18 protein-coding genes are annotated in these 17,549 nt (G+C 54.2%); 14 read left to right on the plus strand and 4 right to left on the minus strand.

Annotation, left to right across the window (positions count from 1 at the left end; all coding sequences use genetic code 11):
* Positions 1 to 234: 234 nt before the first annotated feature.
* Both lpcA and ACQG19_RS04685 read left to right on the plus strand, forming a co-directional pair.
* Positions 235 to 813, plus strand: a complete 579-nt coding sequence (lpcA, locus tag ACQG19_RS04680; RefSeq protein ID WP_013095727.1) for a D-sedoheptulose 7-phosphate isomerase — start codon at positions 235 to 237, stop codon at positions 811 to 813.
* Positions 814 to 866: 53 nt separating this feature from the next.
* A complete protein-coding gene (locus ACQG19_RS04685; protein ID WP_246932827.1) occupies positions 867 to 1,634 on the plus strand; it encodes a class II glutamine amidotransferase in 768 nt (255 codons plus the stop codon).
* On the opposite strand, the gene dpaA is transcribed toward ACQG19_RS04685, so the two are convergent.
* Positions 1,605 to 2,345 (minus strand): peptidoglycan meso-diaminopimelic acid protein amidase, encoded by a 741-nt coding sequence (gene dpaA, locus ACQG19_RS04690; protein WP_013095729.1) that lies wholly within the window; start codon positions 2,343 to 2,345, stop codon positions 1,605 to 1,607. The two genes, ACQG19_RS04685 and dpaA, sit on opposite strands and share 30 nt — an antisense overlap.
* A gap of 298 nt (positions 2,346 to 2,643) precedes the next feature.
* Here dpaA and ACQG19_RS04695 point away from each other — a divergent pair, with 298 nt between their 5' ends.
* Genes ACQG19_RS04695 through nqrM form a run of 7 tightly spaced genes read left to right on the plus strand, consistent with a single transcriptional unit; the run spans position 2,644 to position 8,686 of the window.
* Positions 2,644 to 3,987 (plus strand): Na(+)-translocating NADH-quinone reductase subunit A, encoded by a 1,344-nt coding sequence (locus ACQG19_RS04695; protein WP_246932825.1) that lies wholly within the window; start codon positions 2,644 to 2,646, stop codon positions 3,985 to 3,987.
* A 2-nt stretch (positions 3,988 to 3,989) separates the two neighbouring features.
* Positions 3,990 to 5,225 carry an NADH:ubiquinone reductase (Na(+)-transporting) subunit B gene (locus ACQG19_RS04700; RefSeq protein WP_013095731.1) on the plus strand — a complete coding sequence of 412 codons (1,236 nt, stop codon included), beginning with the start codon at positions 3,990 to 3,992 and terminating at the stop codon, positions 5,223 to 5,225.
* Positions 5,218 to 6,012: a Na(+)-translocating NADH-quinone reductase subunit C gene (locus tag ACQG19_RS04705; protein WP_013095732.1), complete on the plus strand. Its 795-nt coding sequence runs from the start codon at positions 5,218 to 5,220 to the stop codon at positions 6,010 to 6,012. The genes ACQG19_RS04700 and ACQG19_RS04705 overlap by 8 nt, the downstream gene beginning before the upstream one ends.
* Positions 6,005 to 6,643, plus strand: coding sequence for an NADH:ubiquinone reductase (Na(+)-transporting) subunit D (locus ACQG19_RS04710; protein ID WP_013095733.1), 639 nt, complete (start codon positions 6,005 to 6,007; stop codon positions 6,641 to 6,643). Before ACQG19_RS04705 ends, ACQG19_RS04710 begins: the two co-directional genes overlap by 8 nt.
* A 6-nt stretch (positions 6,644 to 6,649) precedes the next feature.
* Positions 6,650 to 7,246, plus strand: a complete 597-nt coding sequence (gene nqrE, locus ACQG19_RS04715) for an NADH:ubiquinone reductase (Na(+)-transporting) subunit E (RefSeq protein WP_013095734.1) — start codon at positions 6,650 to 6,652, stop codon at positions 7,244 to 7,246.
* A gap of 10 nt (positions 7,247 to 7,256) precedes the next feature.
* Positions 7,257 to 8,480: an NADH:ubiquinone reductase (Na(+)-transporting) subunit F gene (gene nqrF / locus ACQG19_RS04720; protein WP_014830784.1), complete on the plus strand. Its 1,224-nt coding sequence runs from the start codon at positions 7,257 to 7,259 to the stop codon at positions 8,478 to 8,480.
* Entirely contained in the window at positions 8,480 to 8,686 is a 207-nt protein-coding gene (gene nqrM / locus ACQG19_RS04725) for a (Na+)-NQR maturation NqrM (protein ID WP_020686315.1), read from the plus strand. Before nqrF ends, nqrM begins: the two co-directional genes overlap by 1 nt.
* A gap of 48 nt (positions 8,687 to 8,734) precedes the next feature.
* On the opposite strand, the gene ACQG19_RS04730 is transcribed toward nqrM, so the two are convergent.
* Positions 8,735 to 9,598: a glycerophosphodiester phosphodiesterase family protein gene (locus tag ACQG19_RS04730; protein WP_222169259.1), complete on the minus strand. Its 864-nt coding sequence runs from the start codon at positions 9,596 to 9,598 to the stop codon at positions 8,735 to 8,737.
* Between the two features lie 157 nt (positions 9,599 to 9,755).
* On the opposite strand from ACQG19_RS04730, the gene dinB reads away from it, so the two are divergent.
* Positions 9,756 to 10,814 carry a DNA polymerase IV gene (gene dinB, locus ACQG19_RS04735; protein ID WP_246932824.1) on the plus strand — a complete coding sequence of 353 codons (1,059 nt, stop codon included), beginning with the start codon at positions 9,756 to 9,758 and terminating at the stop codon, positions 10,812 to 10,814.
* 121 nt (positions 10,815 to 10,935) lie between these two features.
* Positions 10,936 to 12,111, plus strand: coding sequence for an IS4 family transposase (locus tag ACQG19_RS04740; protein WP_038418736.1), 1,176 nt, complete (start codon positions 10,936 to 10,938; stop codon positions 12,109 to 12,111).
* Positions 12,112 to 12,163: 52 nt separating this feature from the next.
* Here the strand turns inward: ACQG19_RS04740 and pepD are convergent, their stop codons facing one another.
* On the minus strand, positions 12,164 to 13,621 hold the full coding sequence (gene pepD / locus ACQG19_RS04745) for a cytosol nonspecific dipeptidase (RefSeq protein ID WP_246932687.1): 1,458 nt from the start codon (positions 13,619 to 13,621) through the stop codon (positions 12,164 to 12,166).
* A gap of 260 nt (positions 13,622 to 13,881) precedes the next feature.
* Here pepD and gpt point away from each other — a divergent pair, with 260 nt between their 5' ends.
* From gpt to crl, 3 genes are all read left to right on the plus strand, one after another.
* Positions 13,882 to 14,340: a xanthine phosphoribosyltransferase gene (gpt, locus tag ACQG19_RS04750; protein WP_246932689.1), complete on the plus strand. Its 459-nt coding sequence runs from the start codon at positions 13,882 to 13,884 to the stop codon at positions 14,338 to 14,340.
* 104 nt (positions 14,341 to 14,444) lie between these two features.
* Positions 14,445 to 15,689 carry an esterase FrsA gene (gene frsA / locus ACQG19_RS04755; protein WP_023620942.1) on the plus strand — a complete coding sequence of 415 codons (1,245 nt, stop codon included), beginning with the start codon at positions 14,445 to 14,447 and terminating at the stop codon, positions 15,687 to 15,689.
* Positions 15,690 to 15,746: 57 nt separating this feature from the next.
* A complete protein-coding gene (gene crl, locus ACQG19_RS04760) occupies positions 15,747 to 16,148 on the plus strand; it encodes a sigma factor-binding protein Crl (RefSeq protein ID WP_023620943.1) in 402 nt (133 codons plus the stop codon).
* Between the two features lie 101 nt (positions 16,149 to 16,249).
* Here the strand turns inward: crl and phoE are convergent, their stop codons facing one another.
* Positions 16,250 to 17,302 carry a phosphoporin PhoE gene (phoE, locus tag ACQG19_RS04765; protein WP_013095744.1) on the minus strand — a complete coding sequence of 351 codons (1,053 nt, stop codon included), beginning with the start codon at positions 17,300 to 17,302 and terminating at the stop codon, positions 16,250 to 16,252.
* Between the last annotated feature and the right edge of the window lie 247 nt (positions 17,303 to 17,549).

A 17,549-nucleotide genomic window follows, 5' to 3' on the forward strand; every position in this document is an offset into this window, starting at 1 on the left:
AAAGCTCCCTTGCTTGTAGGAGGTCTGACCACTTGTGATGATATGGTTGTAGTTGATGTTATTTCCTTTAGCAATGTGTTTACAAAATAATTACAACCTGGTTCACATTGTTCGTTTGTTTGCCGGCACGAAAACGCAAAACGTCAGACGATTCGCATCCCTTTAGCTTCTCGCTTTTATTGCTATCCGGTACACTCCACTGTGTTATCTCATCAATACTGAAGGATTATCCTCATGTACCAGGATCTTATTCGTAACGAACTGAACGAAGCGGCGGAAACGCTGGCTAACTTTCTGAAAGATGATGCCAATATTCACGCTATTCAGCGCGCGGCGGTCCTGCTGGCCGACAGTTTCAAAGCCGGTGGCAAAGTGCTCTCCTGCGGTAACGGGGGGTCCCACTGCGACGCTATGCACTTCGCAGAAGAGCTGACCGGGCGTTATCGTGAAAACCGTCCGGGCTACCCGGCGATTGCGATCTCCGACGTGAGCCATATCTCCTGCGTGGGCAACGATTTCGGTTACGACTACATCTTCTCCCGCTACGTTGAAGCGGTTGGTCGTGAAGGTGACGTGCTGCTGGGTATCTCCACTTCGGGCAACTCTGGTAACGTGATCAAAGCGATTGCGGCGGCGCGTGAAAAAGGGATGAAAGTCATCACCCTGACGGGCAAAGATGGCGGTAAGATGGACGGTACCGCGGACGTTGAAATCCGTGTTCCGCACTTCGGTTATGCTGACCGCATTCAGGAAATTCACATCAAAGTGATCCACATCCTGATCCAGCTGATCGAAAAAGAGATGGTTAAGTAAGGCTTCGCTGGGGGGCACCGGTGCCCCCCGCAGTTGTGGAGTGGAGGTAATCTATGTGCGAACTGCTCGGGATGAGCGCCAATGTGCCAACCGATATCTGCTTTAGTTTCACCGGGCTGGTACAGCGCGGTGGGGGAACCGGGCCGCATAAAGACGGCTGGGGTATCACCTTCTACGAAGGCAAAGGGTGTCGCACGTTCAAGGATCCACAACCCAGCTTTAACTCACCGATTGCCAAACTGGTGCAGGATTACCCCATTAAATCCTGTTCGGTAATCGCCCATATTCGTCAGGCAAACCGCGGCGAAGTGGCGCTCGAAAACACCCATCCGTTTACCCGTGAGCTGTGGGGCCGTAACTGGACCTACGCGCATAACGGGCAACTTACGGGCTATAAGTCGCTGGAGACCGGTAATTTTCGCCCGGTTGGCGAAACCGACAGCGAAAAAGCCTTTTGCTGGCTGTTGCATAAGCTGACAGAGCGTTATCCGCGCACCCCTGGCAACATGGCGGCGGTATTTAAATTTATTGCGTCGCTGGCGTCTGAACTGCGCGAGAAGGGCGTGTTTAACATGCTGTTGTCTGACGGGCGCTATGTGATGGCGTTCTGCTCGACGAACCTGTTCTGGATCACCCGCCGTGCACCGTTTGGCGTGGCAAAACTGCTCGATCAGGATGTGGAAATTGATTTTCAGAAAGAGACCACACCAAATGATGTGGTCACTGTTATCGCCACGCAGCCGCTGACCGGCAACGAGACCTGGCAGAAGATTATGCCAGGCGAGTGGGTGTTATTTTGTCTCGGGGACCGTGTAATTTGATGCCAGCTGTGGGTGGACAACTTCGTGGCTCAGCGGTTTGCTGACCACATAACGGCCATCCACAACCGAGACGACAGGCGGCTTGTGCGTCTGCTCGAAATAGTCATAGCCCGGTTTTAGCTGTTTCCAGAAATCCGCGTAGTAAGAGTACTTGTGACGCGCCATGTTGGCATCGGTCATGCGGAACGGATAGATGCTGACCTGAACGTTTGGCTGACCAAAGACCAGTGCGCCCGTGACAAACTGGAAAATCTCATCAATGCCGGAATCGGTCATCGCGTAACAGCCGATGGACACACAGGCACCGTGGATCATCAGATATTTACCTTCGTAACCGTGCGCACGGTCAAAGGCATTCGGGAAGCCGATATTAATCGCTTTATAGAAACGGCTATCCGGTTTTAGCTGGTTACGCTGAACGTTGTAAAACCCTTCCGGGCTTTTGAAATCGCCCTGACGCTGTTTTGGCCCCAGACCACCGGAGTAGTTACAAATCTTGTAGCTGTCGAGCAGCTGATATGTCTCACCCATTTTCACAAACAGGTCGAGTGTGCGTTCTTCCTTGAAGATTTGAATATAAACGGGGGATCCCATTAGCTGCTGTTTATATTCTTTGCTCACAGGCGTGGTTGAACTGTTGCTGCTGAGCAGCCCGGCAAACGACACGCACGGAATCAGGAGCATCGCAATGAACAATGCGATTTTACGCATACTACAAGTTCCTTGATAAAACTAAGACCAACTTGCCAGAACGGCAAAAGAGACCCGAAATCAGGTTAATCTGTTAGGAGCGCTCACATTAGCACCGCTATAGATTTTCGCAAGAGCGGAGCTGTTAGTTTACAAATTAGTTTTACTTTATAACCCATCAAAATCGCGCTGGCTCCAGGAACTTTGCGTATCAGTTCGCAATTTGACACCTGCAGCGGCGTTTTATCTGCCCGGAAAACGCCGGAAATGGTACACTTCACGCCCTCAGAATAGTTGTTCACGGAAACTTGCTAACCACATGTTTAAAATAAGAAAAGGACTTGACCTGCCCATCGCAGGCGTGCCCGAACAGCACGTTTCGGCAGGCGCAAGCGTTCGCCATGTTGCCATTCTGGGCAACGATTACGTGGGGATGCGCCCCTCAATGCTGGTCCAGCAGGACGATCGCGTCATTAAAGGGCAGGCGCTCTTCGAAGATAAAAAAAATCCCGGCGTGATGTTTACCGCCCCTGCCAGCGGCACCGTTGTGGCGATCAACCGTGGCGAACGCCGCGTGTTGCAGTCGGTGGTTATCCGCATTGAAGGGGATGAACAGCGTGAGTTTGCCCATTATGAGGCCGCAGACCTCGCGGCGTTGAGCCGTGAAACCGTTCAGGCGCAACTGCTGGACGCCGGTTTGTGGACCGCATTTCGCACACGCCCTTTCAGCAAAACGCCTGTGCCTGGCACGGTTCCGGCCGCTATCTTCGTTACGGCAATCGACACCAACCCACTCAGTGCAGACCCGCAGCCGGTTATTCTGGCACAACGCCAGGCCTTTGATGCCGGGCTGACCGTTCTCACGCGGCTGACGCCCGGGAAAGTCCACGTGTGCCAGGCCAGTGCCGGTAAACTTGGCGGCCATCCACAGGGACAGGTGACGTTCAATGAATTTGCAGGCCCGCATCCGGCGGGTCTGGCGGGAACGCATATTCACTTCCTTGAGCCGGTCAGCCTGACAAAACAGGTCTGGCACCTTAACTATCAGGACGTGATTGCCATCGGCAAACTCTTTACCACCGGTAAGCTCTGCACAGAGCGAGTGATCGCGATTGGCGGGCCGCAGGCGGCAAACCCGCGCCTGGTGACAACGCTGTTGGGTGCGGATATCAATGAACTGCTGGACGACGAAACCAAAGCGGGTGAAAACCGTCTGATTTCCGGTTCGGTACTCAGCGGCCGTCATGCCGTTGGGCCGCAGGCCTATCTGGGGCGCTTCCATCTGCAGGTGAGCATTGTGCTGGAAGGGCGTGAGAAAGAGCTCTTCGGCTGGGTGCTGCCAGGTGCAGAAAAGTATTCCGTCACCCGCACCACGCTCGGCCACTTCCTGCGTCATAAGCTGTTCAACTTCTCCACCAGCACAAACGGCGGTGAGCGCGCCATGGTGCCGATTGGCAACTACGAGCGTGTTATGCCGCTCGATATTCTGCCCACCGTGCTGCTGCGCGATCTGCTTGCCGGGGACACCGACAGCGCCCAGGCGCTGGGTTGCCTGGAGCTGGACGAAGAAGATCTGGCGCTCTGTACCTATGTCTGTCCGGGAAAATACGAATATGGACCGGTATTGCGCGAGGTGTTAACCCGCATTGAGCAGGAAGGATAACCATGGGCTTAAAACACCTCTTTGAAAAAATAGAGCCGCATTTTACCGAGGGTAAACTGAAGAAGTACTACCCGCTGTATGAAGCGACGACGACCATTTTCTACACGCCAGGTCTGGTGACGAAAGGCGCGGCGCACGTTCGTGACGCCATCGACCTGAAGCGAATGATGATTCTGGTCTGGTTTGCCGTCTTCCCGGCAATGTTCTGGGGCATGTACAACGTGGGGCTGCAGACCATTCCGGCGCTGCATCATCTGTACGATGCTCAGCAACTGGCGCAGGTGATCCAGTCTGACTGGCATTACCGTCTGGCACAGTCGCTTGGCGTAAGTTTTGCCCCAGACGCGGGCTGGATCAGCATGATGACGCTGGGGGCGGTGTTCTTCCTGCCGATCTACATCACGGTATTTATCGTGGGTGGGTTCTGGGAAGTGCTGTTTGCCATTATTCGTAAACATGAGATCAACGAAGGCTTCTTTGTTACTTCCATTCTGTTTGCCCTGATTGTCCCGCCAACGTTACCGCTCTGGCAGGCCGCGCTGGGGATCAGCTTTGGTGTGGTCATCGCGAAAGAGATCTTCGGGGGAACCGGGCGTAACTTCCTCAACCCTGCGCTGGCAGGGCGTGCGTTCTTGTTCTTTGCCTATCCGGCACAAATTTCCGGCGATCTGGTCTGGACCGCTGCGGACGGCTTCTCTGGGGCGACACCGCTTTCACAATGGGCAGCGCACGGCGGTGAAACGCTGGTGAACAATGCGACAGGCCAACCCGTCACCTGGTTTGATGCGTTTATGGGCAACATCCCGGGCTCCATTGGGGAGGTCTCCACGCTGATGATTTTGATTGGCGGGGCGATCATCCTGTTTGGTCGCGTGGCCTCCTGGCGGATTGTCGCCGGTGTCATGATCGGCATGGTGCTGACTGCCACACTGTTCAATCTTATCGGTTCCGCCACCAACCCGATGTTCTCCATGCCCTGGTACTGGCATCTGGTGCTGGGCGGTTTCGCCTTCGGCATGATGTTCATGGCCACCGATCCGGTTTCTGCTTCCTTTACTGACAGAGGGAAATGGAGCTATGGCGTGCTCATCGGGGTGATGTGTGTCCTGATTCGTGTGGTCAACCCGGCCTATCCGGAAGGGATGATGTTGGCCATTCTGTTTGCCAACCTGTTTGCACCACTGTTCGATTATCTGGTCGTGCGCGCCAACATTAAGCGGAGGAAGGCACGTGGCTGAAATCAAAAATAACGACAGCATCGGCAAAACGCTGCTGGTGGTGCTGGTCCTGTGTCTGGTCTGTTCCATTGTGGTGGCTGGTTCTGCCGTGGGGTTAAAGCCGCGACAGCAGGAGCAGCGCGCGCTGGATAAACAGCGCAACATCCTGGCCGTCGCCGGGCTGATGCAGGAAGGGATGAGTGCAGACGATGTGTCGGCCGTCTTTGCTGAGCGCATCACCGCGCGTCTGGTGGATTTAAAAACGGGTCAACTGCTGGATAAAGATCCGGCGAAATATAACCAGGCGCTGGCATTAAAAGACCCGCAGATGAGCATGACGCTGGACGCATCTCAGGATCCGGCGGGCATTAAGCGTCGCAGCAATCTGGCTGAAATCTACCTCGTACGTGATGAGCAAAAACAGGTGCAGGAAGTGGTGCTGCCCATCTACGGCAACGGCCTGTGGTCAATGATGTACGCCTTCGTGGCGCTTGATACGGATGGCCGCACCGTGAAAGGCATCACCTACTATGACCAGGGTGAAACGCCGGGGCTCGGTGGAGAAGTAGAGAACCCTAACTGGCGCGCGCAGTTTGTTGGGAAGAAAGTGCTCGACGACAGCGGAGCGCCTGCGCTGAAGGTGATGAAAGGGTCTGCGCGTCCTGACGATGTCTATGCCGTTGACGGGCTATCCGGGGCCACGCTCACCTCCAAAGGGGTGCAGCACAGTTTTGATTTCTGGATGGGCGAACTCGGTTTTGGTCCTTTCCTGAAAAATGTACGTGAAGGAGCGCTGAACCATGGCTGATACGGGTGAACTGAAAGAAGTTAAAAAGGTGCTGATTGGCCCACTTTTAGCCAATAACCCGATAACGCTGCAGGTGCTGGGTGTGTGTTCAGCCCTGGCGGTGACCACCAAGCTGGAAACGGCGGTGGTGATGACGCTGGCAGTAACGCTGGTAACCGCGTTTTCCAGCATGTTTATCTCGATGATCCGCCACCATATCCCCAACAGCGTGAGGATCATCGTGCAGATGGCGATCATCGCCTCGCTGGTGATCGTGGTCGATCAGCTGCTGCGAGCCTTTGCCTATGAAATATCGAAACAGCTTTCGGTATTTGTGGGCCTGATTATCACCAACTGTATCGTTATGGGACGTGCAGAAGGCTATGCCATGAAAATGCCCCCGCTGGCGAGCTTTATGGACGGCATCGGCAACGGCCTCGGCTACGGCGTGATCCTGCTGTCCGTAGGGTTCCTGCGTGAGTTGATTGGCAGCGGTAAGCTGTTTGGCATCACGGTGCTGGACACGGTACAGAACGGCGGCTGGTATCTGCCAAACGGCCTGTTCCTGCTGGCTCCAAGCGCATTTTTCATTATCGGTTTGCTGATCTGGCTGATTCGTACCCTGAAGCCAGAACAGCAGGAAAAGGAGTAACCGACAATGGCTCATTACCTGAGTTTATTTGTGCGCGCGGTGTTTGTTGAAAACATGGCGCTCGCGTTCTTCCTCGGCATGTGTACGTTCCTTGCCGTGTCCAAAAAGGTATCGACAGCATTTGGCCTGGGCATAGCGGTTACCGTGGTGCTTGGCCTGTCGGTGCCGATCAACAACCTGGTGTACAACTTTGTCCTGCGCGACAGCGCGCTGGTGGAGGGAGTGGATCTCAGCTTCCTGAACTTCATCACCTTTATCGGTGTGATTGCGGCGCTGGTGCAAATCCTTGAGATGATCCTTGATAAGTATTTCCCGTCACTCTACAACGCGCTGGGGATCTTCCTGCCGTTGATCGCGGTGAACTGCGCCATCTTCGGTGGCGTCTCGTTTATGGTTCAGCGTGATTACAACTTCAGCGAATCAATTGTGTATGGTTTCGGCTCCGGGATCGGCTGGATGCTGGCTATCGTCACCATGGCGGGGATCCGCGAAAAAATGAAATATGCCAACGTGCCTGCAGGCCTGCGTGGCTTAGGGATCACCTTTATCACCACCGGTCTCATGGCGCTGGGCTTTATGTCCTTCTCCGGTGTGCAGCTATAAGGGCTAACTGATGGAAATTATGCTTGGCGTGGCGATGTTCACGCTGATTGTACTGGTGCTGTCGGGGTTGATTCTGGTGGCGCGCGCGAAGCTGGTGAATTCCGGCGATGTCATTATCGATATCAACGATGAACCGCAAAACCAGATCCGCACACCAGCCGGCGATAAACTGCTGAATACGCTTGCCGGCAACGGCATCTTCGTCTCTTCGGCCTGCGGCGGCGGTGGCTCCTGCGGGCAGTGCCGCGTAAAGGTGAAAGAGGGCGGTGGCGATATTCTGCCCACTGAGCTGTCGCACATCACCAAGCGTGAGGCGAAAGAGGGCTGCCGTCTGGCCTGCCAGGTCGCGGTGCGCCAGAACATGAAAATTGAACTGCCGGAGGAGATTTTCGGCGTTAAAAAATGGGAATGCGAAGTTATCTCCAACGATAACAAAGCCACCTTTATCAAAGAGCTTAAACTGCGGGTGCCTGAAGGAGAGAGCGTTCCGTTCCGGGCGGGGGGCTATATCCAGATTGAATGTCCGGAGCACACCGTAGCTTATGCTGACTTCGACGTGCCTGATGAATACCGTGCCGACTGGGATAAATTCAACCTCTTCCGCTTTGTCTCTGAGGTTAAAGAGCCCGCGCTTCGTGCTTACTCCATGGCGAACTACCCGGAAGAGAAGGGTATCATCATGCTTAACGTGCGTATCGCCACGCCGCCGCCAGCGGTACCGCATGCGCCGCCGGGCGTCATGTCATCGTATATCTGGTCATTAAAACCGGGTGACAAGGTGACCATCTCTGGCCCGTTTGGCGAGTTCTTTGCGAAAGAGACCGATGCCGAAATGGTATTTATCGGCGGTGGTGCAGGTATGGCGCCGATGCGTTCGCACATTTTCGACCAGCTCAAGCGGCTTGGCAGTCAGCGTAAAATCAGCTTCTGGTACGGGGCGCGTTCGCTGCGTGAGATGTTCTATGACGATGAGTTCGAACAGCTGGCGCGTGAAAACCCTAACTTCACCTTCCATGTGGCGCTCTCCGATCCGCAGCCGGAAGATAACTGGACCGGCCATACGGGCTTCATCCACAACGTGCTGTATGAAAACTACCTCAAACAGCATCCTGCGCCGGAAGACTGCGAGTTTTATATGTGTGGTCCGCCAGTGATGAACGCCGCAGTGATCAAAATGCTTAAAGATCTGGGCGTGGAAGATGAGAACATCCTGCTGGATGATTTTGGAGGCTGATGATGCTGACGTTTCTGGCAACCTTCGCGGTCTTTGTACTGGTCATATTCGGCATGTCGTTAGGCTGGATCATCAAGCGCAAAAGCATTCAGGGCAGCTGCGGTGGGATCTCGTCCATTGGCATGGAAAAAGTCTGCGACTGCCCGGAACCGTGCGATGCCCGTAAAAAAAGGATGGCGCGGGAGCAGCAGCGCCGAATTTTGTAAATCGCGACGTAACGATAACAGCAGGCCGCATTATTGCGGCCTGCTGGCTTATTTAGCCCATGCTTTTGCGGCGGCGGGCGAGTCGACCATCACCGCATCCGCCTGCAGCGCCTCTGCCTTTTTATAATCTTCGGCGGTGTTCACCCCCAGCAAGATAACGTGACTGTTGCTCTGCGAGCGGAAACAGTCCATGGATTCTTTATCCCATGTGAGGGTTGAGCGGGACACCCCTTCACCAAGGGTAAATTTCTCAACCACGTCAACGGTTCTGTTCAGCTCTAGCGCGTACCAGTACTCCTGCATCGTCTGCTCTGGTGGCAGGCACTGGTGGCTCAGCGATACCGTTACCAGCCGGGAGCGCGTTTCACTGCGGGTAACAAAGCGTGGGATTGCTGCCGGAAGCGAGGCAAGATAACGGTCCTCAGTAGAATAAACCCTCACCCGCCCCAGACTCTGGGTCTCATTAAGCACCGCAAGAAGCGCTTTTCCCATCGTGGCCGGATCGGCATCAGGTGATTTGATATCAATATAAAACCGGGTTTGTGGCCAGGTTTCCAGTACGCTTTTCAGGGTGGGGATCGTCACCCCTTTGCCACGCCACGGATGGGTTTCACCGCCCCAGCTCCAGCCAGCGTCAACTGCCGATAACTCCGCAAGCGTGTAGTCCGAGATTTTGCCTGTTTTGTTCGTCAGCGCTTTTAAATCAGAAGGACGATACAGGACCGGAACGCCATCTTTACTGAGCTGCACGGTTATCCAGACTGCCTGAGCCTGATTCTCTAAGGCCAGTTTGATCGCTTGTACTGTGTTTTCTGGTGCGTCGGCTGTTCCGCCCCGGTGGGCAACGATCTGTGGGCCAGCGAAGCTCGTTCCCGTCACGAGCAGCAGAGAGAGCGCGAGTATTTTTCTCATGAATTTATATCCTTATTCACATAAAAAATTAATATATACAACAAGTTACGTGTTGTTTTTTGTATCATATTTTTATGACAAATAAGAGAAGGTAAATCTGCTGTCGCATTTTTTAGATTTTGATATACTGTATATAAATACATGTGTGGTGGTCGTAATGCGCAAAATAATCCATGTTGATATGGACTGTTTTTTTGCCGCAGTGGAGATGCGTGACAACCCGGCGCTGCGGGATATTCCTATTGCCATTGGCGGTAGCCGTGTCCAGCGCGGTGTAATCAGCACCGCCAACTATCCTGCGCGCAAATTTGGCGTGCGCAGCGCCATGCCTACCGCCATGGCGCTTAAGCTTTGTCCTCATCTCACGCTTTTACCCGGTCGCTTTGAGGCGTACAAAGAAGCGTCCCTGCATATCCGCGAAATCTTCTCTCGCTACACCTCACTGATTGAACCTCTGTCGCTGGACGAAGCTTATCTTGATGTCACCGACAGCGTGCACTGTCACGGCTCCGCGACGCTGATGGCGCAGGAGATCCGCCGGACTATCTTCCAGGAGCTGAATCTGACCGCGTCGGCAGGTGTCGCACCGGTGAAGTTCCTCGCCAAAATAGCGTCCGATCTCAACAAGCCCGACGGCCAGTACGTTATTACCCCGGAAGAGGTCCCGGCGTTTTTAAAAACGCTGCCGCTCGGCAAAATCCCGGGCGTAGGCAAAGTCTCTGCGGCAAAGCTGGAAAGCATGGGGTTGCGAACCTGCGAAGATGTGCAGCGCAGCGATTTAGCCATGCTGCTTAAACGCTTCGGAAAATTTGGCCGCGTGCTGTGGGAGCGCAGTCAGGGGATAGACGAGCGCAGTGTCAGCAGCGAGCGGCTGCGAAAGTCGGTTGGAGTTGAACGTACACTGATTGAAGATATTGATGACTGGTCTGAATGCGAAACCATCATTACGGAGCAGCTCTATCCTGAGCTGGAACGGCGCTTAATCAAGGTCAAACCGGACCTGCTGATTGCCCGTCAGGGCGTGAAGCTTAAGTTCAATGATTTTCAGCAGACGACTCAGGAGCACGTCTGGCCGCGCCTGAATAAAGAGGATCTCATCGCGACGGCGAAAAGGGCCTGGGATGAACGTCGGGGCGGGCGAGGGGTCAGGCTGGTGGGGTTACACGTTACCTTGCTGGATCCGCAGCTGGAACGTCAGCTGGTATTGGGATTGTAAAAAGGCCAGTGGCGCGACGTTGTTCACCCTCTCCCTTTGGGCTGAGGGTTCCCCAGAAAAATGAAAAGCACGATGAAGTGTGATCTACTGGTTGCGCTAACAAATCAGAAGAGACTTCATCGTGCCTTTACAGACAGTCTGCCAGAAATTTTTCTCCGCGTCTTTACCGGATGTTCACAGCTTCCGGATTAATGTCCTTGTTTCCATGGCCGTTGCCCTCACGCACGGTGCGGATCTGACCCTGACCAGCCTTGGTCGCACTCTTCCCGGCAGAGCGCACGTCAAAAATAAAATTAAACGTGTTGACCGTGCCCTGGGTAATACCGCCCTTCACCGGGATATTCCCCGTATTCAGCACCTGCTCACACATACCATCACCTCCCTGATGCCCTTCTGTGTGATTGCTGTCGACTGGACAGGCTGGCATGACAGGAACTGGTATCTTCTGCGGGCAAGCCTGGTCTGTAATGGTCGCTCACTGCCGCTTATGAGTGAGGTTGTCCCCGCAGAGCTGGCGCAGAACAGCGATGTACAGTGCCGCTTCCTTGACCGCCTGCATGATGCCATCCCGAAAGATAAAGCCGTCACCATCATTACGGATGCAGGCTTCCGGACAGACTGGTTCCGGCATGTCAGCCAGCTGGGCTGGAGCTTCACCGGCAGGGTCAGGGGCTGCATCAGCTTCCGGCTGGACGGAGATAAAAAATGGATGAAAATCAGTGAGCTTGAGGCTACCGGACAACCGGTCTGCGTGGGTTACGGTGTCCTGTCCCGTAAACCACGAACGCCCTGTTACGGCCGGTTCTATCTGCATAAGCGCCCTGACGCAGGGCGTCAGGGAAAAGGGGGGATGCCGAAAACACAGCGGGAACACCGCAGTAGCGCGCGGGAGCCCTGGCTGCTGTTCAGTAATGCAGAGGGACTGGAGCCGCACCAGATAATGGCCCTGTACAGCCGCAGAATGCAGATAGAACAAAACTTCCGGGACGACAAAAGTCCACGCTTCGGGTTCGGTCTGAGGCTGAGCCGGAGTCAGGGAAAAGGGCGACTGGAAGTGCTGAATATGGTCGCGGCAATGGCAAGCCTGGTGATGTGGCTGGCAGGTTACAGGGCAGAAAGGCAGTGTTTACACTGGCACTATCAGGCAAGCAGCATCAGGCACAGACGGGTGCTGTCATACCTGAGTCTGGCAGAAGAAGTCATCCGGCATGAGCCCGGGAAAGTGAGACGGCTGAATATAGTTAACGAGATGAAAAAGCTGGGAAAAGAGTACAGTAATATGGTCATGGTGGCATGACCATATTACTGGGGATCCCTCAGCCCTTTGGGAGAGGGCTGGGGTGAGGGTATTACTTAGCAGGAATCGCTTTCAGCAGTTCAGTCAGCAGGGTCCAGTAATGGCCCACGCTTTCAATGTGAACCTGCTCATCCGGCGAGTGCGGCCCGGTAATGGTTGGCCCAATGGAGACCATATCCATGTTCGGGTACGGCTTCTTGAACAGACCACATTCCAGACCCGCGTGGATCACCTGAATGTTCGGGGTGCTGTTGAACAGACGCTGGTATGTTTCACGCACCAGTGCCATCACCGGAGAGCTTGCGTCCGGCTGCCAGCCTGGGTAGCTGCCTTTGGCAGAGGTTTTCGCTCCGGCCAGCGTGCCCAGAGATTCCAGCATGCTCACCACATACTCTTTACCTGTGTCGATAAGCGATCGGATCAGGCAGATGATCTCTGCGCTGTCGTCGCCCATGGTGACCACGCCCACGTTCAGAGAGGTTTCAACCACGCCTTTCGCGACGTCTGAGTTGCGGATCACGCCGTTTGGCGTCGCGTTTAACAGCTGAATAAAGGTGTCACGAGACTGGGTGGTCAGCGCGGCTTTATCCGTGGACACGGACTCCAGCACCACGGTCAGGTTCTTCTCTTTCGCGGACAGTTCGTTTTTCAGGATATCCAGATAGACGCTGGAGAGCTTTTTCAGCTCGTCCGCTTTGGCAGCTGGAACGGCTACCGTCGCGAACGCTTCACGTGGGATTGCGTTGCGCAGCGTACCGCCGTTGAAATCGACCAGACGCAGGTCCAGCTCAGCCGCGTGGCCCGCCAGGAAGCGTGCCAGCAGTTTGTTGGCGTTGCCCAGGCCTAAGTGAATATCACCGCCGGAGTGGCCGCCTTTCAGCCCTTTCAGCGTCAGCTTGAAGGTCTGGAAGTCAGCTGGCACCGCTTCACGGGAGAGCGGCAGGGTAGAGATAAAATCAATCCCGCCCGCGCAGCCCATGTAGACCTCGCCTTCTTCTTCGGAGTCGGTGTTGATCAGAATATCCGCCTGCAGCCAGTTCGCCTGCAGACCGAACGCACCGTCCATGCCCGCTTCTTCGGTCATGGTCAGCAGCACTTCCAGTGGACCGTGCTGAACGCTGTCGTCCGCCAGTACCGCCAGCGCAGAGGCCATACCGATACCGTTATCTGCACCCAGCGTGGTACCGCGCGCTTTCACCCAGTCGCCGTCGATGTACGGCTGGATCGGGTCTTTCGTGAAGTCGTGAACGGTGTCGTTGTTTTTCTGTGGCACCATGTCCAGGTGCGCCTGCAGCACAACCGGTTTACGGTTTTCCATGCCTGCGGTCGCCGGTTTGCGGATCAGAATGTTGCCAACCTGGTCGCGTTCAGCGTGCAGACCTTTTTCCTTCGCCCAACCCATAATATGTTCGGCAAGCTGTTCTTCATGGTAAGACGGGTGTGGAATGGAGCAGATTTTGGCAAAAATATCCCACAGCGGCTGGGGAGATAATTGAGACAGTTCAGACACGATAAGTCTCCTTGTCGATGCCCTGCAAAGCGAGTTGCAGGTCACAGGGTTAGCAGGTTAATAGTTACCACAAGTCAGGCTTGCGAGATGCAACTGAGAATACCACTTTCTCCGATGGCTGGTAGCATAAAGCATGTAAAAACTCAGGCAGAGGGCGCTAAACACTGGTTTTTAGTGCGTCAGATCTCTATAATCTCGCGCAACCTATTTCCCCCTCGAACACTTTTTAAGCCGTATAAAAACAGGCTGGGACACTTCACATGAGCGAAAAATACGTCGTCACCTGGGACATGTTGCAGATCCACGCACGCAAACTGGCCGCGCGTCTGATGCCTTCTGAACAGTGGAAAGGCATTATTGCCGTTAGCCGTGGCGGTCTGGTACCGGGGGCGCTGCTGGCGCGTGAGATGGGTATTCGTCATGTCGATACCGTCTGCATCTCCAGCTATGACCACGACAACCAGCGTGAGCTGAAAGTGCTGAAACGCGCGGAAGGCGACGGTGAAGGTTTCATCGTTATTGATGACCTGGTGGATACCGGCGGTACCGCGGTGGCTATCCGCGAAATGTACCCAAAAGCGCACTTCGTCACCATCTTCGCGAAACCAGCGGGCCGCCCACTGGTGGATGATTACGTGATTGATATCCCACAGGATACCTGGATTGAACAGCCATGGGACATGGGCGTGGTCTTTGTACCGCCTATTTCCGGCCGTTAATTTCCGTACGTAACTTTACACGCCCGGCTATGCCGGGCGTTGTTCTTTTTATTCTGCCACGCGTTACAATGGACACTATATGACGTATCCATGGAGGCAACGCAATGACGCAGGCGAATCTCACCGAGACACTCTTCAAACCCCGTTTCAAGCACCCTGAAACCTCGACGCTGGTGCGTCGCTTCAATCCGGGGAACCAGCCTGCCGTCCAGTCTGCATTAGACGGTAAAAACGTGCCTCACTGGTATCGCATGATTAACCGCCTGATGTGGATCTGGCGTGGTATTGATCCGCGTGAAATCCTCGATGTGCAGGCGCGTATCGTCATGAGTGAAGCCGAGCGTACCGACAGCGAACTCTACGATACGGTGGTGGGTTACCGCGGCGGCAACTGGATCTACGAATGGTCGAAACAGGCGATGCTCTGGCAGCAAAAAGCCAGCCAGGAAGAGGACGCCACCCTCAGCGGCAAGCACTGGCTGCACGCAGCCAATCTTTACGCCATTGCCGCCTATCCGCACTTAAAAGGGGATGAGCTGGCAGAGCAGGCGCAGGCGCTGGCAAACCGTGCCTATGAAGAGGCTGCCCAACGCTTGCCGGGCCGGATGCGCGAGCTTGAGTTCACCATCCCCGGCGGCGCGCCCGTGACTGGGTTCCTGCATATGCCTGAAGGCGACGGCCCGTTTCCGACCGTGCTGATGTGCGGTGGGCTGGATTCGCTGCAAATCGACTATTACAGCCTGTATGAGCGTTACTTCGCCCCAAAAGGGATCGCGATGCTGACGCTTGATATGCCCTCTATCGGTTTTTCCTCCAAATGGAAACTGACGCAGGATTCCAGTCTTCTGCACCAGCATGCGCTGAAAGCGCTGGAAAACATTCCCTGGGTCGACCACACCCGCGTCGCGGCGTTTGGTTTCCGCTTTGGGGCGAACGTGGCCGTGCGTCTGGCCTATCTTGAGGCGTCACGCCTGAAGGCCGTAGCCTGTCTTGGGCCGGTGGTTCACGCTCTGCTCAGCGATCCTGCCCGTCAGGGCAGCGTGCCGGAAATGTACCTCGACGTGCTGGCCAGCCGCCTTGGCATGCATGATGCTTCAGACGAAGCGCTGCGCGTGGAACTCAATCGCTATTCGTTAAAAACGCAGGGCCTGCTGGGACGCCGGTGTCCAACGCCGATGCTGTCCGGCTTCTGGAAAAACGATCCGTTCAGCCCGGAAGAGGAGTCACGCTTAATCACATCGTCATCTGCGGATGGCAAATTGCTGGAAGTTCCCTTCAGCCCGGTGTATCAGAATTTTGACAAAGCATTAAAAGAGATTACGCGTTGGATCGCCCAGAGATTGTGTTAAGAGATTGCTAAATTTTGATGGTTTGGTAAAACAGTGGCTTCACAAAAGGAGATCGTAATGACGTTACCGAGTGGACACCCGAAAAGTAGATTGATTAAGAAGTTCATGGCTCTTGGCCCGTATATTCGAGAAGAGCAGTGTGAAGAGAATCGCTTTTTTTTCGACTGCCTGGCTGTATGCGTCAACGTGAAGCCTGCACCCGAAAAACGTGAATTCTGGGGCTGGTGGATGGAAATGGAAGCAGAAGAGAAACGTTTTACCTATAGCTACCAGTTTGGCCTGTTTAATAAAGACGGCAACTGGCAGGCCACTACCATCAAAGATCAGGAAGTGATTGACCGCCTGGAATATACCCTGAAAGAGTTCCACGACAAGGCGCGCGATTTACTGGCCACGCTGGACCTGAAGCTTGAGCCTGCCGATGATTTTTCCAGTGAAAAGGCGAAATTGACGGCGTAAAGATGAAATAATGCCGGGTGATGATCCCGTAGGCCCGGTAAGCGCAGCGCCTCCGGGCACAAAAAAACCGGCTTAATGCCGGTTTTTTTATTACTGCCGACTCAGAACTGGTAGGTCATACCCAGGGCAACGATATCATCGCTGCTCACGCCCAGTTTGTTATCGTCATCAATCTGGTTGATTTTATAATCAACAAACGCGGACATATTTTTGTTGAAATAATAGGTCGCGCCGACGTCGATATATTTCACCAGATCTTCATCGCCAATACCTTCGATATCCTTGCCTTTAGACTGGACATAGCCCAGGGATGGACGCAGACCGAAATCGAACTGATATTGTGCGACCACTTCAAAGTTCTGCGCTTTATTGGCAAAGCCGCCCGAAATTGGGGTCATATTGCGGGTTTCGGAGTACATCGCCGCCAGGTAGATATCGTTCGCATCATATTTCAGACCGGTTGCCCAGGCTTCGGCTTTTTTGCCTTCGCCGCGGGTCAGCAGGTTCTGCGCGTTGGTACGGTCAGAGTTGGTGTACGCGCCGCTTACCGCGAAATCGCTGCCGCCAAAGTCATAGGTCAGAGACGTACCAAAACCGTCACCGTTCTGTTTTTTGACGTCGCGGTTTTCGTTTTTACCCTGGTATTGCAGGGTCATATCCAGACCATCAACCGCGCCAAAGAAGTCGGTGTTACGGTAAGTGGCAAGACCGCTTGCACGCTTGGTCATGAAGTTATCGGTCTGCGCGGAAGAGTCGCCGCCAAACTCAGGGAACATATCGGTCCACGCTTCCACGTCATACAGCGCGCCCAGGTTACGACCGTAATCCAGAGAACCAAAGTCTTTCAGCTTCAGACCGGCGAATGCCAGACGTGTTTTCTGAGTGGAATCGCTCTCTGCTTTGTTGCCCGCAAATTCCGCTTCCCAACGGCCATAGCCCGTCAGCTGATCGTTAATCTGAGTTTCACCTTTAAAACCGAAACGCACGTATGTCTGGTCACCATCTTTTGAATCGTCATCGCTGATGTAGTGCATTGCTTTAACTTTGCCGTACACGTCCAGTTTGTTGCCGTTTTTATTATAAACTTCGGCAGCGTGAACAGATGCGGAAGCCACGACGCCCATAACCATTAATGCCAGAGTGCTCTTTTTCATTTTCGATCCTGTCTTATAAACGCGCTTAAAAATTCGCTGGACGATAAGCTCATGCTTAAGTCCCGTGAAAAAACAGAAAGGGTTTTAACGTTACGGAATGAAACTTTTATGACAAATTAAGATTAATTTTAAAAAACTGTGATTTATTATTTCGGTAATAAAATTGTCAAAATCCGCCGCTACGCTTCCTGATCCCGCGCAACAAAGTGTTTCGCGATGTGCTGTGGCAGTTGGCAACGGGCCTGAC

This window comes from Enterobacter cloacae complex sp. 277I4 (assembly GCF_050031465.1).
GTDB lineage: Bacteria > Pseudomonadota > Gammaproteobacteria > Enterobacterales > Enterobacteriaceae > Enterobacter > Enterobacter cloacae.

Coding starts and splice junctions, on each gene's coding strand:
- dinB (WP_246932824.1), top strand. CDS start 9,756: ATGCGCAAAATAATCCATGTTGATATGGACTGTTTTTTTGCCGCAGTG.
- gpt (WP_246932689.1), top strand. CDS start 13,882: ATGAGCGAAAAATACGTCGTCACCTGGGACATGTTGCAGATCCACGCA.
- ACQG19_RS04710 (WP_013095733.1), top strand. CDS start 6,005: ATGGCTGATACGGGTGAACTGAAAGAAGTTAAAAAGGTGCTGATTGGC.
- ACQG19_RS04730 (WP_222169259.1), bottom strand. CDS start 9,598: ATGAGAAAAATACTCGCGCTCTCTCTGCTGCTCGTGACGGGAACGAGC.
- frsA (WP_023620942.1), top strand. CDS start 14,445: ATGACGCAGGCGAATCTCACCGAGACACTCTTCAAACCCCGTTTCAAG.
- crl (WP_023620943.1), top strand. CDS start 15,747: ATGACGTTACCGAGTGGACACCCGAAAAGTAGATTGATTAAGAAGTTC.
- dpaA (WP_013095729.1), bottom strand. CDS start 2,345: ATGCGTAAAATCGCATTGTTCATTGCGATGCTCCTGATTCCGTGCGTG.
- nqrM (WP_020686315.1), top strand. CDS start 8,480: ATGATGCTGACGTTTCTGGCAACCTTCGCGGTCTTTGTACTGGTCATA.
- ACQG19_RS04695 (WP_246932825.1), top strand. CDS start 2,644: ATGTTTAAAATAAGAAAAGGACTTGACCTGCCCATCGCAGGCGTGCCC.
- phoE (WP_013095744.1), bottom strand. CDS start 17,302: ATGAAAAAGAGCACTCTGGCATTAATGGTTATGGGCGTCGTGGCTTCC.
- ACQG19_RS04700 (WP_013095731.1), top strand. CDS start 3,990: ATGGGCTTAAAACACCTCTTTGAAAAAATAGAGCCGCATTTTACCGAG.
- nqrF (WP_014830784.1), top strand. CDS start 7,257: ATGGAAATTATGCTTGGCGTGGCGATGTTCACGCTGATTGTACTGGTG.
- nqrE (WP_013095734.1), top strand. CDS start 6,650: ATGGCTCATTACCTGAGTTTATTTGTGCGCGCGGTGTTTGTTGAAAAC.
- lpcA (WP_013095727.1), top strand. CDS start 235: ATGTACCAGGATCTTATTCGTAACGAACTGAACGAAGCGGCGGAAACG.
- ACQG19_RS04685 (WP_246932827.1), top strand. CDS start 867: ATGTGCGAACTGCTCGGGATGAGCGCCAATGTGCCAACCGATATCTGC.